The organism is Pedobacter immunditicola, assembly GCF_037482985.1.
Lineage (GTDB): Bacteria > Bacteroidota > Bacteroidia > Sphingobacteriales > Sphingobacteriaceae > Pedobacter > Pedobacter immunditicola.
This window is the reverse complement of sequence record NZ_JBBHKC010000002.1, coordinates 461,628-476,416: the sequence shown is the minus strand read 5'-3', so window position 1 is coordinate 476,416 and position 14,789 is coordinate 461,628. Positions and strand designations below refer to the sequence as shown.

Sequence of the window (14,789 nt, the reverse complement as noted above, 5' to 3'; positions counted from 1 at the left end):
ATTTTAGCAAATGATATTAGTTGCAGATAGTGGATCCTCGAAAACGGATTGGATGGGATATCATCCTAATGAACCTATTAAATTTCATACACAGGGGATCAACCCCTATTTCCTGAATGCCCAGGATATCGCTAAGCTTTTTACAAGAAAGAAAGATTTGGGCTTTAATCCTGATATCGTAAAGGAAATTTACTTCTTTGGCGCAGGATGTTCATCTCCTGATAAGCATGAGGTGATATCTAATGGTTTATCATTATTTTTTACCAAAGCTTTCATTAGTGTAGAGCATGACCTTCTGGGATCTGCCTATGCCACCTGTGGAAATAAAGAAGGACTAACTTGTATTTTAGGTACGGGTTCAAATATATCTTACTACGATGGCGAAACTGTACATACCAGTAAACATGGCCTTGGTTACGTTTTAGGTGATGAAGGTTCGGGAACTCATTTTGGAAAAAAACTTGTTACCAGTTACCTGTACGGCAAGATGCCTAAAGAATTAGCTGTTTTGTTTGCTGAGGAGTTTAAAATCGACAAAGAAAGTGTCATCAGCAATGTTTATCAGAGTCCTTCACCCAATACTTACCTGGCTTCACTGAGCAAGTTCATGGTGAAACATACCCAGCATCCTTTTATTTCAAAGCTGATTCATGACGTATTCCAGGAGTTTGTTCAAACAAACATCAAAGACTACAGCAATTACAGAACTTTGGATTGCCACTTCGTGGGCTCAATTGCTTACCATTACCAGGACATCCTCCACGAAGTTTGTAAGGCAAACGGAGTAAAAATCGGTAACATCATGCAAAAACCTATTGAAGGAATTTATAACTATATATTAAAAAAAGAAGGAATCCTGGTTTAAGGATTCCTTCTTTTAATAGTCTTTAATCCGTAGAAGATTCCGGCAGCCATCAGCAGGTACATGCCACCATCTATCGGAACAGGCTCATCAGGATCTCCTCCTGGAAATCCTGGGCCAGGGTCCTGAGCCAATGTGTTCATGGCCAATAGCATCATGATCAGTATAAAAGTTAATGCTTTCATTGTTTAATTATTTTTAAGGTTCTTGTTTTTTTAGGATTGGTGTGGTCGACCCACTCCAGCAGGTAAAGGCCCGGGTACAGGTTTTGACACTCCAATTCAAGTTGAGCATTCATTTGTACATCTTCAAAAGCTTTCTGCCAGACTAACCTGCCTGACAAATCTTTGATCCTTATTTCTGCCGATGGTGTATGGTGTTTTTTGACATTGATAAATAAATGATGCTGAAAAGGGTTAGGATAGGCAAGTAATTCAGGACCAGCATCGATAACCGGCACCGGCAGACTGACTGTGCTCAGCAATAAGGAAAAGCGTTTATCGCCCTGACTCTCCATCAATGCTGAATCAATAGTAAAGACATAATCAATCGTGTTTTCAGGCTTTAAACTCAGCTTCTTGTTCATGAATTTATCGAATAAAGTGATCCCTGTATTGGCGGTTTCAAACGCAGTTACCTTTATTTTGAGGTGATATTGACCACTGGCATAGCCTTTTACCGCTAAGCTGATTTCCTCTTCCCCAACCGGAAAAGCGCGTTCTTCTATGGCCAGCTTCGATCCTATGATATGAAGGCTGGAGATACTTACATAACCTTCACTTACTTTCAGCGCATCCTGATCGTCCATATCGATGCTCCCACCGGTTTTAAAAACCAACTGGAAGCTGTCGGAGAAAACGCTGCTGCTCAATTGCAGCAGGAGGTTGTTCCGGGGAACTTGCGTTTGATCGCTGCCAGAAACTGTTTGTGTATTCCCCAAAGCTGCTTGAGGATTAGGAGAAACTGCTTGCGCTTTAGCCACGACTATTTGCAGGACTACTCCCATTGCCGTTAAGAAAAGGTATCCCTTCATAAGACCACCTTACTCCTTTCATTGAAGCTGATAGACCCTGAGGTCGCCCCTTCATTTACTTTGATAAAAAAGCCTTCACCCGGTTGAATAAGCTCATTCTCGTCCTGGCTGGTACGGTAAGTATTATTCAGTGGATCAAATAACCATATAAAAGGTCCTACATTAATTTTATCCAAACTCCCCCACCTGATTGGTGCTGCATAAGGATTGCCTACAAGGTTAAATCCGTCGCCTACGCCATTTTTATTGTTGTTAAACACTTCTACCGTCAGGTCACCGGTAAATAAACGACCGGTATAAGTAAGGATATAGGGCTCGGCATTGACAAAGGGTGGGCTTTGAATCTGTTGCTGGTAAGCATTTGGCAGCATCCTGTTGCCTCTTGAAAATACAAAAAAGCCTTTTCCAACTGGAATTTGCACCTGCATATCAGCAATGGGAACGTATTTCTGTGCGAGGGTGCCCGGTAAGGATTGATTATGGGTATAGATCGTTGCTCCATTATTTGGCGAAGCATCAAAGCCGTTGGCTGTTCCGCCTCTGCCTGTTACAAAAATGCTGCTTTTTATGGCCTGCAGGTGGTATTGTCCGTTACCGGCGACAGTAGTATGGATGACCGGAGAACTTAACAAGCGCCAACCCCTCCCTGTTGCAGGTGAGGGGAAAGTCCCGTTAACAAAACTTTGCACCTGTACATCTCCACTGATGGTGGCATTTGAAGGAACAGGGCGCAATGCCGCCGTAATACCGTTATAACTCAGCAACACCAGGTGGCCGTTGGCTTTTAACGCCCCATTTATTAAATTCAGCGATTTCATAACCTGCAATGGGGCGGAAAGGGTGAATATGGAACCCACAGCAGGCCTGTTAATTTCAAGAAGTGACACCGTTGCAGCGCCTACTCCTGTATAGTTGGTGTTCAGGGCGTTTCCCGAAAAAAGAAGCCGTGACTGCGGACCGACCAAGTTTATATTGCCATTGTTGATCACATGCCCCTCCAGCTGCAATTGACCCACCAGACCAGTTGATGAGATCGAGGCTCCCGTGGCCAGCTCTAAAGTTTGCAATACCTGCATTTGACCCGTAAGATTGATTTGAGCTCCAGCTTCTAATTTCAAATTATTAATGACCACATTCGATGAAAGAACCGCAGTACGCCCGGCCGCGATGATGATATTCTTATTGTTGCCCGGGTGTGTAATTCCACTCCAGTTGTTAGCAAACCCATAATCGTTATCTTTTGTTCCAAGAAAAGTATGTGCATAGGGGGCCAAATTTGGATTGGCAACTTCGGATTCTACGGTATAAAAGGATTGCGGATTCACTTGGTTTACATATTCTGTAAGAATCCGGGGTGTAGTTTTAGCGATTTTGCTGATTTTTAAATCATCAATTATTCCATTAAAAAACTGATTACCCGTTTTGCTGGCGCCAATGACGACCTGCGCTGGTAACGGTGCTGTAAAATTTAGTGCAGCATTTGTATATTCACTTGCTCCATTCTTCAAAATACGAAGACTGGTACTTGTAAGGGAAGTACTCACAAAATTCCATTCATTCATTTTTAAAACGCTGGAGCCGGTGAATGTTCTTACCGATGGACCTCTGTTGACGATGAACACCAATCTATTTTCTTTATTCACCTGGAGCTGGTAACCTCCTGTACCCGCACTGTCATTAGACATGATCATTAGTTCCCTCCCTAATTCATGCAATTTTATCCAGGCAGAGAGGGTGTATTCGGTATTGGTATGCGGTTCGACAAGCTTTTGATCGGAGATCCCATTAAATGATTTGCCAGCCCCAATCATCCCTTCTGCAGCCTCATTAAAATGCTGCACATGATAGTAGCCACCCTTCCACATGCTTTCCACAACCGGATCATGAGGTTGATGCAACACAGCGCTTCCATAGAGAAAATAAAAAGAGTTAGTGTTCTCAATAGTACTAGTCTTTGTGTAAAGTTTATCTATGAGTACCCAACAAACCAGCTTACCTGTTTGGGCGTTGTAACTTACCAATTGAAACTTCAAAGCGGCAAGGGGCGAAACAGCATTCGAAAAAGCAATATCTAGACCCTCCGGGTGAGTGATTTTATTTTCGAAGGCATTTTCCAGGTGCCTGAGGCCTGGCTCTTCCAGCTCTACTAAAACATAGAAATCCGACCAATGGGGGGCCGTTGCATTATTTTCTACCTTAGTCTTGTTAATGGTTATTTTCTTCCGGTACCTGTAACCAGGCAACCAGCTTTGCTGTGCGTCACATACCAAACCAGAAAACAAGAGCATAAGGAGCCCTGAATACTTTAATATCTTGAAAAACTTGAACATGAGAGCGGTTGATAAAAAGAGAAAAGAAAACCAAGTGTAAAAAAATATTAACTCAATAAAAAATGTTTTACATAAAGTTCATTCCCGAACATTGCCAACTTAATGTCATATCACTAAGGCTTTGGCCTGATTAAAATTAATAGCCTTAAATTTGAATTAATGGTTAATCAAATGAAGAAACAACTTAGTTCAATCCCTTATTCTGTATTGGATTTAGCAACCGTAATAGAGGGCAAAACACCGGCCTACACTTTTAAAACCAGTTTAGATCTTGCACAGCATGCTGAAAAATGGGGTTATACCCGCTATTGGCTGGCAGAACATCATAATATGATCAGTGTGGCCAGTTCAGCAACGGCTGTGGTTATTGGCCATATCGCCGGCGGTACAAAAAGCATCCGGGTAGGTTCAGGAGGCATCATGCTTCCAAATCATTCCTCGCTTGTTATCGCCGAACAGTTTGGCACCCTTGAATCCTTATTTCCGGGCCGGATAGATTTAGGTCTGGGACGTGCACCAGGTACGGATCAGGTGACGGCAATGGCCATCCGTGGCGAACAACGCATGATGGCTGCACAGAACTTCCCTCAGGAGGTTTTAAAGCTCCAGGCTTACCTGTCGGTTGACAACCAACGCAGCAGTGTAAGGGCCATTCCAGGTGAAGGCCTCGACATTCCCCTGTGGATTTTAGGATCCAGCACCGATAGCGCACGCCTGGCCGCAGCATTAGGACTTCCATATGCATTTGCCAGTCACTTTGCACCTGCGCAATTCCTTACCGCGATTAATTTATACAGGCAGAACTTTAAACCATCAGACGACCTCGCCGAACCCTATGTATTGGCTTGTGTGAATGTGGTTGCTGCTGATACAGATGCAGAAGCACAGAAAATTGCCACTTCCTTATACAGAATGTTTAAAGGGGTCATTAGTGGTAAACGCGAGCTTTTACAGCCCCCGGCAAACAGCATGGAGGAGGTAATGAACGAATATGAAGAAGAGCAGGTAAACCAGATGCTTGCCTGTACTTTTATAGGAAGCAAGGAAACCGTCGCCAATGATTTGCAGGACTTTTTAGAGCAGACGCAGGTAGACGAGATAATGGCGAGTTCACATATATTTGACCACCAGGCAAAGCTACGTTCCTATGAACTACTGGCTGATGTATTTAAAGCAAAATCTTAACAAAAAGCACCATGCTTAAGGAAGAACAAATTAAACTTATTGCCGGAACCCTTTTACCGGGGTTCCTGCCCAAGGATGATGCTGAAACGGAATTATCCTTCCATTTCACCGTCCCGCCAAAGAGCTATAAAGTCTGGTACAGTAAAAATAACCAGGCTAACTGGGATTTTAAGAAGTTTGAAGAAGTAAAAATCTAAAGGCCTGTTAAACCATCGGTGCTTTATCAGCAATATTACTGATTACGGTATCCAATTCCTTGGCTGAGCTCGTTAAATACTCAAGTATCACCTTATAATCTTCATCAGGCTGGTCAATCCTGATCAGGTCAACTAAAGCTAGAATTCTGGCGAGTGGTGCCCTCACCATATGTGATTGTATCCAGGCAATTTCCTTGAACCGTTTGTTCTGCTCTTCAATGGCGTGTATGTATTCCTTGCGTTTGGTGATGTCCTCCATGGCACTGATGATCCGTACAGGCAGCCCTGATTCATCAAACACGAGAAAATAACGCCCTAAAACATAACGATAGCTGCCATCTCCACACCTGAAACGATAATCATCATGCCACCTGCTGACCTTATCTTTAAGATGGCGCTGCATTTTATCGGTCACCCGTTGCTGATCTTCCGGATGTATCTGCTTTTGCCACCAATCGCTGCTTGTGGTGTGGTTAATGATATCCTTATGCCCGAAAATCCCCTTGATACCACGGTTCCAGACGATTTCATCAGCATGAAGGGTATAATCCCATATGGTATCACTGGTAGCCTTGGAAACTATATTGAAGCGCTCTGCACTCGCCTGAATCTTTTTCTCACTTTCAATACTTTCCGTAAAATCTGTGATCAAGAATAAGTGTGTTTGTCTGGCCTGAAATTCCAAGGGATTGCAGACTACGTGGACATAGGCCAGCCGGCCACTTTTCGTCCGGTGTGTTCTAATCTCTTTGTCGAGGAATGTCAATACTCCTCCCTGCTCAATATCCCTCAGCCCAAGCTGGAGGAACGCCGACCTATCATGGCCATAAAAGTTGATGGCCGCAGGATTAACTTCTAAAATTTCATGCGTATTGGCATCAGCTACCCACATAGGCATGGGCGATAACCGAAAAAAATCAATCGAAGAAGTAGGCATATCATTAAAAATTTGGCGTTATATAACACGCAACCCTTTCTCGGTTACAAGAAAGGGTTGCAAATGATGCTATAAATATAATTTTAATTCTTTTCCGCTGCTAATTTTAATGCATTATAAGCATTAACAATACCACCTGTTACACTTAGTTCAGCAAAAGGTATAGATTTAGTTTCTTCGCCTACCTTCACATCCACATCATGGTTAACTTTTACCACTGAACTCATGATGATATCTTTCACCTCCTGAGCGGAGAATTTAGGGTAATAAGAACGGATTAATGCGGCCAGACCGGCAACCACAGGGGCAGCCATACTGGTACCATCGAAGGCAGCATATTTTGAATCCGGAATAGTTGAATTAACGTTCACACCCGGGGCGAAAACATCAACTGTCGTTTTACCATAGTTGGAGAAGCTCGCCTTAAGCGAAGCATCATCAACCCAACCTGAAGCACCAACAACCAGGTAAGCACCTGCAACTCCGCCATCTACATACCTGCGGTCAGGGAAACTTTGTTCAACTTCCAGGTTTTTGTTATCATTACCCGCAGCCTGAACAATCAGTACATCTTTAGACATGGCATACTTTACAGCTTCGTCCACTACTTTTTTATCCCATGAATAACCTTTACCAAAGCTCATGTTTAATACCTTTGCACCGTTATCCACAGCATAACGAATGGCGTTAGCTACATCTTTATCACGCTCATCACCATCAGGCACTGCCCTTACGCCCAGTATCAGGGCATGGTCTGCAATTCCTTTGATACCCAAACTATTGTTACGGTTAGCCGCAACTATCCCGGCCACATGCGTACCATGGCTGGCATCAGGACCGGTGATGTCATTATTTCCATAGATACGTTCCCGGCTGTCTGCATAATTATCGCCCACCAATTCTGTTCTTGGATCAAAATCCATATTCAGGTTATATTTGACCTTTCCACTAAAGTATTCCAGGCCCTTCACAATCTGTGCATCATAAAACTCTTTAAAACTCTGTGTCTGCAGCTGTGAAACCATCAGGCTTTTTACCCTGTTTTCCATTTCACCTTCCGGTTGGAAACTTTCAAAATCTGTCAATGCAGGTTCTTCCTTACCCATTTTCTTCACTACGGCATCTATCACCGCCTTGAACCCCTGTACATTGATCAACCCGTTTTTCGCTTCCGCCAATTCTTTTTCATATTCGGCACGCATTTTTTTATAAGCTTCATAAGCAGCACGGTCTTCTGCCGAAACTGTAGCTTCACTCACATTTGCGAACTTGGCTTCGTCCCTTTTCAAAAGTCTTGTCAGCTCCAGGGTTTCATGTTTAATTGAACCTTTTGCGGAGCCCAGGTAATTCCAGCCACGAACATCATCTATATAACCATTGTTATCATCATCTTTGTTGTTGCCTGGTTTTTCTTTAGGATTGGTCCAGATGGCCGTGCTCAAGTCTTCATGATTGAAATCCACACCACTATCCAAAATTCCAACGATTACTTTTTTACCTTTTTTGCCCTTTAACAACTCTTGGTGGGCTTTCTCCGTACTGATACCAAAAGTAGAATCTTTCTGCAGGTCAAGGTTTTGCCAGTTCTCTTTCTGAGCAAAAGAAAAGAATGGTAAGGCGGCTAAAAGAGCCAGACTAAATGTTTTTTTTGATAAAATATCAAAGTTCTTTCTATTCATAAATTTAATACTTTCGTTTAAAAATGTTCGTTTTCGAGAGGGCTTGAAGTTTCACGCGCAATGACATCTGCAATAGAGGTATGGGAAAGTATTTTCAAGGTAGCATCCCTCACATCCAGAAATGTTTTACGGATACCACAGGTAACTTCATCATGGCATTCGTCACATTTACGGTAAAACTTTATACTTGCACATGGCACCATGGCTATAGGCCCGTCGGTAATGCGTAAGATATCCACAAGGTAAATATCCTTGGCATCCTTATTCAGGCTATACCCCCCACCGGCCCCTTTTTTACTGTATAAGTAACCTGCATTTCTGAGATCCAGTAAGATTTGTTCTAGAAATTTCCTGGGTATCATCTCCTGCTCGGCCAGCCTGACAATCTGCATCGGAGGATTGTTAACATTCTTCCCCAGTGCTATCAGCGCTTTTATAGCATACTTTGTTTTCTTTGATAACATATTATAACAAAGCTAACAAAAGATTTAGTTATTATAATAACGCAAATATTACAGAAAACTATTGATATCCTCTTCAGGAACAACTTCGTCCAGTCCCTGTACGTTTTTTACCGTAGCCAGTGCAGCACTGAATTTCATTTCATAACGTTCTGATTCATCTTTATACTGCTGGGTTTTTTCAGGCAATAGTGTATCATGTACATTAATTAAGGTATCAATTTTTGATTGCAGGTAAGCTGCATAATTTCCCGAAGCTTTATCTGCCAGCGTTTGAAGAAGTTCTTTGTATGTCATGGTGATGAACTTTTGATTACCCTATCTAAACGATATAAACTAGCAATTGTTCTTTGTGTTTATATTATAATCTCCTCATTTTTATAAAATGCTTAAATTTTCGGTATCTTAAACGAGGCCAAATATGACACCTATCTACTTAACCCTCAACCATGAAATTCATTTGTAAGTATTTGTTGCTGCTGCTCCTGATCACTGGCCTGGCCCAGGCACAGGTAAGTCAGACCGCTATTACCAGGGTGAACGAAATGGCAGATCTTCCTGCCCCTTTAAACATTATTGACTGGAAGGAGATGGCTTTAAAATTTGACAGTACTGTGTATAATTTTAATAGTGAGGGCAAGTATTGGCCATTGATCTGGATGGATACCACAGGTAAAAACTTTAAGCAGCCGGTAATCGGCGTTTATACAGCAATAGGTGATGTGCGCCAGGGCAAGGGCAATAATAAAGGCATGTTTCATGAAGCCCTCGCCAACATGGGCGCAGTACTGGGGGCAAGCCTGGTGGGTATTGACAAAAGCGATTCGGGAGGCATCAATTATGTGGGGATGTTAAAGAATTACTTTAACAAGGACACCGGCTGGAATATCATGATGAACAATACGGCGCCGGAAGTTGCCCTTTTAGGTGGCGGTTATGGGCGTGACTGGTGGTATGATGTGTACCCAAATGTGCTTTTCTATGCCATTTATGATCAATATCCCGATGAGCCGATGTTTGAGGAATTGGCCAGGACAATTGCGGAGCAGTTTTTTAAAGCTGATTCTGTCTTAAATGGCAATTATAATTATTCTTATTTTGATTATGGTAAGATGCAGCCCATGACCAATCATATCTGTATACAGGCCGATGCAGCGGCAGGTCATGCCTATGTGCTATACTCAGCCTACCTGAAGTTTGGCGATCCCCGTTACCTCCAAGGTGCCATCAGCGCCATGAAAGCTTTGGAGGCACAGGAAATTAACCCTACCTACGAATTACTCATGCCTTTTGGCGCTTATTTAGCTGCCCGGATGAATGCCGAACAAGGAACAGATTTCGATGTACACAAAATGCTGAACTGGACCTTTGACGGCACCGCCGTTTGCCGTAAAGGCTGGGGCGTTTTAACGGGAAATTGGAATGGAATCGATATTTCTGGGACAGTAGGCAGTACTGTTGATCATGGTGGCTACAGCTTTTTGATGAATACTTTTGATGCAGCATGGCCCCTGGTACCATTGGTTAAATACCAGCCACAGTATGCCAATGCCATCGGCAAATGGATGCTTAATGCGGTCAATGCCTCCAGGTTATATTACCCTCAATACATGCCGGCCGCACACCAGACCCTGCCAGAATTTGCCGCCGTCACCAAGGGAGTTATCGCTTATGAAGGAATAGCAATGGCTTCTACTTACGACAGCCTTTATACTTCTTTAAAAGCACCTGTTGCACAGGGTGACGGACCGAAATGGGTACCTGGGGGAAACCCTGAAGTATCCCAGTTTAGTGTGTATGGAAGTGCTCATGTGGGTATCTTTGGAGGAATGGTGAAAGAAACCGAAGTTCCCGGCATTTTGCAACTGGATTTAAACGCGACCGATTTCTATGGCAAAAATGACAATCCAACCTTTTTATACTATAATCCTTATCCTGTTAAAAAAACCATTCGCATAAAGGTTCCCCAGAACCAGAAAACCGACGTTTATAACCTGGTAGCAGAAAAGTTTGAAGTAAAAAATAACACTTCAGGATTCGACCTGACGCTTGAGCCTTTGCAAGCTGCAGTTTTAATCAGTACGCTTGCTGATCGGATCAAAACCCCTAGCCCTGCCCCTGCCTTAAAAAATTAAAAGAAAGGGTCTTCAATATCTATTCATCAGAGCCGAATCAAATAAAATGATTCAGCTCTGATGAATTGTTTCTTATTTTTAAACTTAGCGCTTAACGATTTTATACGTTTTGGTTTGCGTAAAGCTCTTGCCAAACATATCAGTGGCTTTAACTTCAATAGTATGTTCACCGGGAGCTAACTTATTCGGCACTGCCGCTCTCCATAAATGTTTACTTTCAGCTGCTGCAGATGGACGTCTCCCTGTTAATAAATTCTCCGTATTGTCCCATTTATGCAAGACACTTAAAAATGCCGGGTCGCTTTCAGGGATATACTTCATTTTTTTCCATTCGCCATGATCAACACGGTAAACCACTTCATCTTTTTCAGAACCCATAAAGAAGTTAGCATAGATTCCTGCCGAAGTCTTCTTTTCATATTCCACCACTTTAGGAGCAGAAATTTCAATCTGGTATTCTTTTGCCTTACCAGCAACCTTATAATCTACATCGTACTGGTTCCCTTTAAAATTAATAAAAGCATAGCCTTTTGGCGTACCATCGCTCATGGTTGATACAGGCACTCCCTGCTCATTCAATTCTCCAGAATACCAGTTACCAGATGTGGTACCTACGTTATAATGATGATGCGCTTTTTCTTGTTTCCATCCATCTTTACTGGTGAAGAAAAGCTGTTTCTGGTTATGTGTATGTGCAGAAAGGGATAAAGTATGAGGGTAATCGGCTAACAGTTCGAAAAGTGCAATTCTGTCTGCTTCCCTGAAGCCTTTGTCATTTCCGGCTTCACCGATAGGAATATGGAAAGCAAGAACAACTAGTTTATCTTTAGGTACAAACTTCAGGTTGTTCTTCACAAAGGCCAGCTGGTCTTTTCTCAAACCACCCCAGTAAGACTTTCCGTCCCTTGGATCGGGATACAAAATATCATCCAATACGATAAAGTGCACATTACCATAATTAAAGGCATAATCGGCAGGTCCGAAATGTGCTTCGTAACTTTCGTCCGATAATGAATCAGTTGTTACATCGAAATTGATATCATGGTTTCCCATTAAGTTATACCATGGAATGCCAATTTTATGAACGGCTTTAATATAAGGGTTGAAAAGATCAGGATCGTTACCCACCAAATCACCCATACTTAAACCAAATGCTACATTTTTAACGCCTTCCAGTTCTTTAACAATGCCTTTATCAAAATAATCAACTTCCTGTAAAGTGTAAGGTTGTGGATCACCAAAAATCAGGGCCGTAAAGTTTTGATCTTCTTTTACCGGAGTCAATAAAAAATCTATGGAAGATGGTAGTTTGCCAGTCGGCGCTACACCTTTATATTTTAAGCCTGGCGATCCCTTCGGTTTATGGTTATAGAAAAATTGTGGGAGGTTGTTTTCATTCACCTGTATCTTGTACCCGGATGGTTTAATCAAAGAAATGATCTGGTCATTGTTGACTGGAAGCTCATAATAACCTTTCTGGTTAGTCAATACAACATCCCGCCCATTGGTTACAGCAACATTCCGGATCCCTTTCTCGGACCGCTCATGTTTCTTATTGCCATTTAAATCTTCGTAAATATACCCTTTTGCTATATTTTGGGCATTTACTCCCAACGTGAACAACAACCCCGCTGCAACTAAAGAAATTCTTTTCATGTACTCATTTTTTGGCGAAGCTACTCAACCCATATTTTTGTAATGTTAAGATACGTTTAATATTAAGCTCTTTTTTGTGATTCAAACAGCATAAAATATTAGACAACATCATAAAATCCTTACTTTTACAGGATTAACAAGGGTGGAGATGACACAGAAACAGGTTTTTAGTGGGTTATACGGTAAAGATTCCATTGAATTTGAACGCGGATTAATCAATATCTATCCCTTTGGAATTATTGGGAAGCAGTTTCATGGTTCCGTAAAAGTGCATGCCCATAATAAGCTGCTGCAAATGTTTTTAATTAACAGTGGCACAACCGAACTACACATCAATACGGAAACCTTTGAGATCCATGGCCCGGCCTTCATAATTATTCCAAAAAACTTAAATCATGGCTTTAAACACCTCGGAGACGTAAATGGGTGGATCATCAGTTTATCGGATGTTGCTTTGGAACACATGATTCAAACCGATATTGATATATTAACAGCAATAGATGTATTTCAGTATACCCACATATCAGAAGACAATCTACAAACAATGGCTATATATCATGTAGCCCAAAGATGTGTAGATGAATACCATACTAATTTATCCGGCCGGATATTAATGATGCATTCTTTGGTCGGCCAGCTGATTGTTAACCTATACAGACTGCAGCACACAGAACACAATTCCTCTGTTGTGGTGGATAGTTCCAGCGCCTTATATTTTAGAAGATTTAAACAATCGATTAAAGAATCTTATTCCTATAAAAAGACAGTTGAAGAATATGCGGCAGAGTTAAAAATTACCAGCGGCTACCTCAACAGAATTTGTCAAAACGTATCCCATCAAAGCCCGAAAGAGATCTTAATCAACTATTTTATTACAGAAGCAAAGTTTATGCTTTTGAACATAGAAAAGTCAGTAAACGAAATCTCCTACCTGCTCCAATTTGAGGATCCTGCCTACTTTACGCGGTTATTTAAAAAGAAAACAGGAATAACGCCAAGAGAATTCAGGAACTCCACAGGCATAAAAAAATCTCTCATAAAAAATACTAGTGACGATTTGTCCAACTTTTAAATGATTAGTCCTTAATTCCAGGCAAATATTTCAATAAGTTTGATCTTACAAGAATAAAGTTGTTAACTCATTTTAAAATAATGAGCTAAAACCTATGTACGATTAAACAAAATATGAAGCAAAATGAGCCTATAATTGAACGTATAGAGACCTACATTGTAGACCTCCCCACTATACGTCCACACATGCTTTCAATGGCAGTAATGCGCAAACAAACGATGGTGATCGTTCGTGTGGTTTGCAGTGATGACATTGAAGGAATTGGTGAAGCCACAACCATTGGCGGTTTAACTTATGGAGACGAATCTCCTGAGGGAATGAAACTTACCATCGACCAATATGTGACACCCTTAATTACCGGAAAAAGCGCAAACAACATTAATGCCTTAATGTATATTTTAAATAAAAATATACAGGGCAATCATTTCGTGAAATCCGCAATAGAATCTGCATTATTTGATGCCAAAGGCATCAGGTACAAGGTACCGGTGTATGATTTATTAGGCGGAGCCATTACAACCAAACTACCGGTTTTATGGACTTTAGCGTCAGGTGACACAGAAAAAGACATTGCAGAAGCACATGACCTGATTGCCAGTAAAAGGCACAATACTTTTAAGTTGAAAATTGGCAGGAACGATCCTAAAGCCGATATCGCACATGTAGCTGCCATCAAAAAAGCAGTTGGTGCAGACATCAAGGTAACGGTTGACATCAACCAGGCCTGGACCGAAAGCGTGGCGAAAAGAGGTATACAAAAGCTTCAGGATGCTGGCATCGATTTAATAGAACAACCTATTGTAAAAACAAACTTTGAAGGACTGGCAAGGCTAACAGAATATTTTGAGGTTCCGATTATGGCCGATGAGGCTGCCGGAACCGTAAGTGATGCCTTTAAGCTCGCTAAGATCAATGCTGCAAGTGTATTTGCGCTGAAGATCTCTAAATCTGGTGGTTTAAGCAATATCCAAAGACAGGCCGCCATTGCACAAGGTGCAGGCATCTCTTTATACGGGGGCACCATGCTTGAAGGCACCATCGGTACACTTGCCTCAGCACATGTGTTCGCTTCCTTAAGTAATCTGGATTGGGGTACCGAGCTCTTTGGCCCCTTATTGCTCACAGAAGATATCGTTAAAAACCCTATCGTTTACGCCGATGGTGTCATGGAAATCCCTCAAGCTCCAGGCTTAGGACTGGAGATGGATTGGAACCAGGTAGAAAAATTTAAAAGAAACTAAT

14 protein-coding genes are annotated in these 14,789 nt (G+C 41.9%); 6 read left to right on the top strand and 8 right to left on the bottom strand.

The window, feature by feature from the left end; genetic code table 11:
* Nucleotides 1-10 precede the first annotated feature (10 nt).
* The gene (locus WG905_RS04580; protein ID WP_339590525.1) at nucleotides 11-865 is read left to right on the top strand and encodes an N-acetylglucosamine kinase; all 855 of its coding nucleotides are present in this window, start codon (nucleotides 11-13) and stop codon (nucleotides 863-865) included.
* On the opposite strand, the gene WG905_RS04575 is transcribed toward WG905_RS04580, so the two are convergent.
* Genes WG905_RS04575 through WG905_RS04565 form a run of 3 tightly spaced genes read right to left on the bottom strand, consistent with a single transcriptional unit; the run spans nucleotide 862 to nucleotide 4,225 of the window.
* Nucleotides 862-1,047 (bottom strand): PID-CTERM protein-sorting domain-containing protein, encoded by a 186-nt coding sequence (locus WG905_RS04575; RefSeq protein WP_339590524.1) that lies wholly within the window; start codon nucleotides 1,045-1,047, stop codon nucleotides 862-864. The genes WG905_RS04580 and WG905_RS04575 overlap by 4 nt on opposite strands.
* On the bottom strand, nucleotides 1,044-1,895 hold the full coding sequence (locus WG905_RS04570) for a T9SS type A sorting domain-containing protein (RefSeq protein WP_339590523.1): 852 nt from the start codon (nucleotides 1,893-1,895) through the stop codon (nucleotides 1,044-1,046). The genes WG905_RS04575 and WG905_RS04570 overlap by 4 nt, the downstream gene beginning before the upstream one ends.
* Nucleotides 1,892-4,225, bottom strand: a complete 2,334-nt coding sequence (locus tag WG905_RS04565) for a LamG-like jellyroll fold domain-containing protein (RefSeq protein ID WP_339590522.1) — start codon at nucleotides 4,223-4,225, stop codon at nucleotides 1,892-1,894. The genes WG905_RS04570 and WG905_RS04565 overlap by 4 nt, the downstream gene beginning before the upstream one ends.
* A 171-nt stretch (nucleotides 4,226-4,396) precedes the next feature.
* On the opposite strand from WG905_RS04565, the gene WG905_RS04560 reads away from it, so the two are divergent.
* Nucleotides 4,397-5,410, top strand: a complete 1,014-nt coding sequence (locus WG905_RS04560; RefSeq protein ID WP_339590521.1) for an LLM class flavin-dependent oxidoreductase — start codon at nucleotides 4,397-4,399, stop codon at nucleotides 5,408-5,410.
* 11 nt (nucleotides 5,411-5,421) lie between these two features.
* Entirely contained in the window at nucleotides 5,422-5,607 is a 186-nt protein-coding gene (locus WG905_RS04555) for a hypothetical protein (protein WP_339590520.1), read from the top strand.
* A 7-nt stretch (nucleotides 5,608-5,614) separates the two neighbouring features.
* Here WG905_RS04555 and WG905_RS04550 read toward each other — a convergent pair whose 3' ends face one another.
* The 4 genes from WG905_RS04550 to WG905_RS04535 form a co-directional block, all read right to left on the bottom strand.
* Nucleotides 5,615-6,544, bottom strand: coding sequence for a PAS domain-containing protein (locus WG905_RS04550; protein ID WP_339590519.1), 930 nt, complete (start codon nucleotides 6,542-6,544; stop codon nucleotides 5,615-5,617).
* Nucleotides 6,545-6,627: 83 nt separating this feature from the next.
* Nucleotides 6,628-8,223: a S8 family peptidase gene (locus WG905_RS04545; protein ID WP_339590518.1), complete on the bottom strand. Its 1,596-nt coding sequence runs from the start codon at nucleotides 8,221-8,223 to the stop codon at nucleotides 6,628-6,630.
* A gap of 17 nt (nucleotides 8,224-8,240) precedes the next feature.
* A complete protein-coding gene (locus WG905_RS04540; protein ID WP_339590517.1) occupies nucleotides 8,241-8,687 on the bottom strand; it encodes an RrF2 family transcriptional regulator in 447 nt (148 codons plus the stop codon).
* Between the two features lie 48 nt (nucleotides 8,688-8,735).
* Nucleotides 8,736-8,981 (bottom strand): hypothetical protein, encoded by a 246-nt coding sequence (locus tag WG905_RS04535; protein ID WP_339590516.1) that lies wholly within the window; start codon nucleotides 8,979-8,981, stop codon nucleotides 8,736-8,738.
* Nucleotides 8,982-9,133: 152 nt separating this feature from the next.
* Here WG905_RS04535 and WG905_RS04530 point away from each other — a divergent pair, with 152 nt between their 5' ends.
* A complete protein-coding gene (locus WG905_RS04530; RefSeq protein ID WP_339590515.1) occupies nucleotides 9,134-10,819 on the top strand; it encodes a hypothetical protein in 1,686 nt (561 codons plus the stop codon).
* An 84-nt stretch (nucleotides 10,820-10,903) separates the two neighbouring features.
* On the opposite strand, the gene WG905_RS04525 is transcribed toward WG905_RS04530, so the two are convergent.
* Nucleotides 10,904-12,475 (bottom strand): calcineurin-like phosphoesterase C-terminal domain-containing protein, encoded by a 1,572-nt coding sequence (locus WG905_RS04525; protein ID WP_339590514.1) that lies wholly within the window; start codon nucleotides 12,473-12,475, stop codon nucleotides 10,904-10,906.
* A gap of 148 nt (nucleotides 12,476-12,623) precedes the next feature.
* On the opposite strand from WG905_RS04525, the gene WG905_RS04520 reads away from it, so the two are divergent.
* Nucleotides 12,624-13,547 (top strand): helix-turn-helix domain-containing protein, encoded by a 924-nt coding sequence (locus tag WG905_RS04520; protein ID WP_339590513.1) that lies wholly within the window; start codon nucleotides 12,624-12,626, stop codon nucleotides 13,545-13,547.
* Between the two features lie 113 nt (nucleotides 13,548-13,660).
* Nucleotides 13,661-14,788: a muconate/chloromuconate family cycloisomerase gene (locus WG905_RS04515; protein ID WP_339590512.1), complete on the top strand. Its 1,128-nt coding sequence runs from the start codon at nucleotides 13,661-13,663 to the stop codon at nucleotides 14,786-14,788.
* The last annotated feature ends 1 nt before the right edge of the window (nucleotide 14,789 follow it).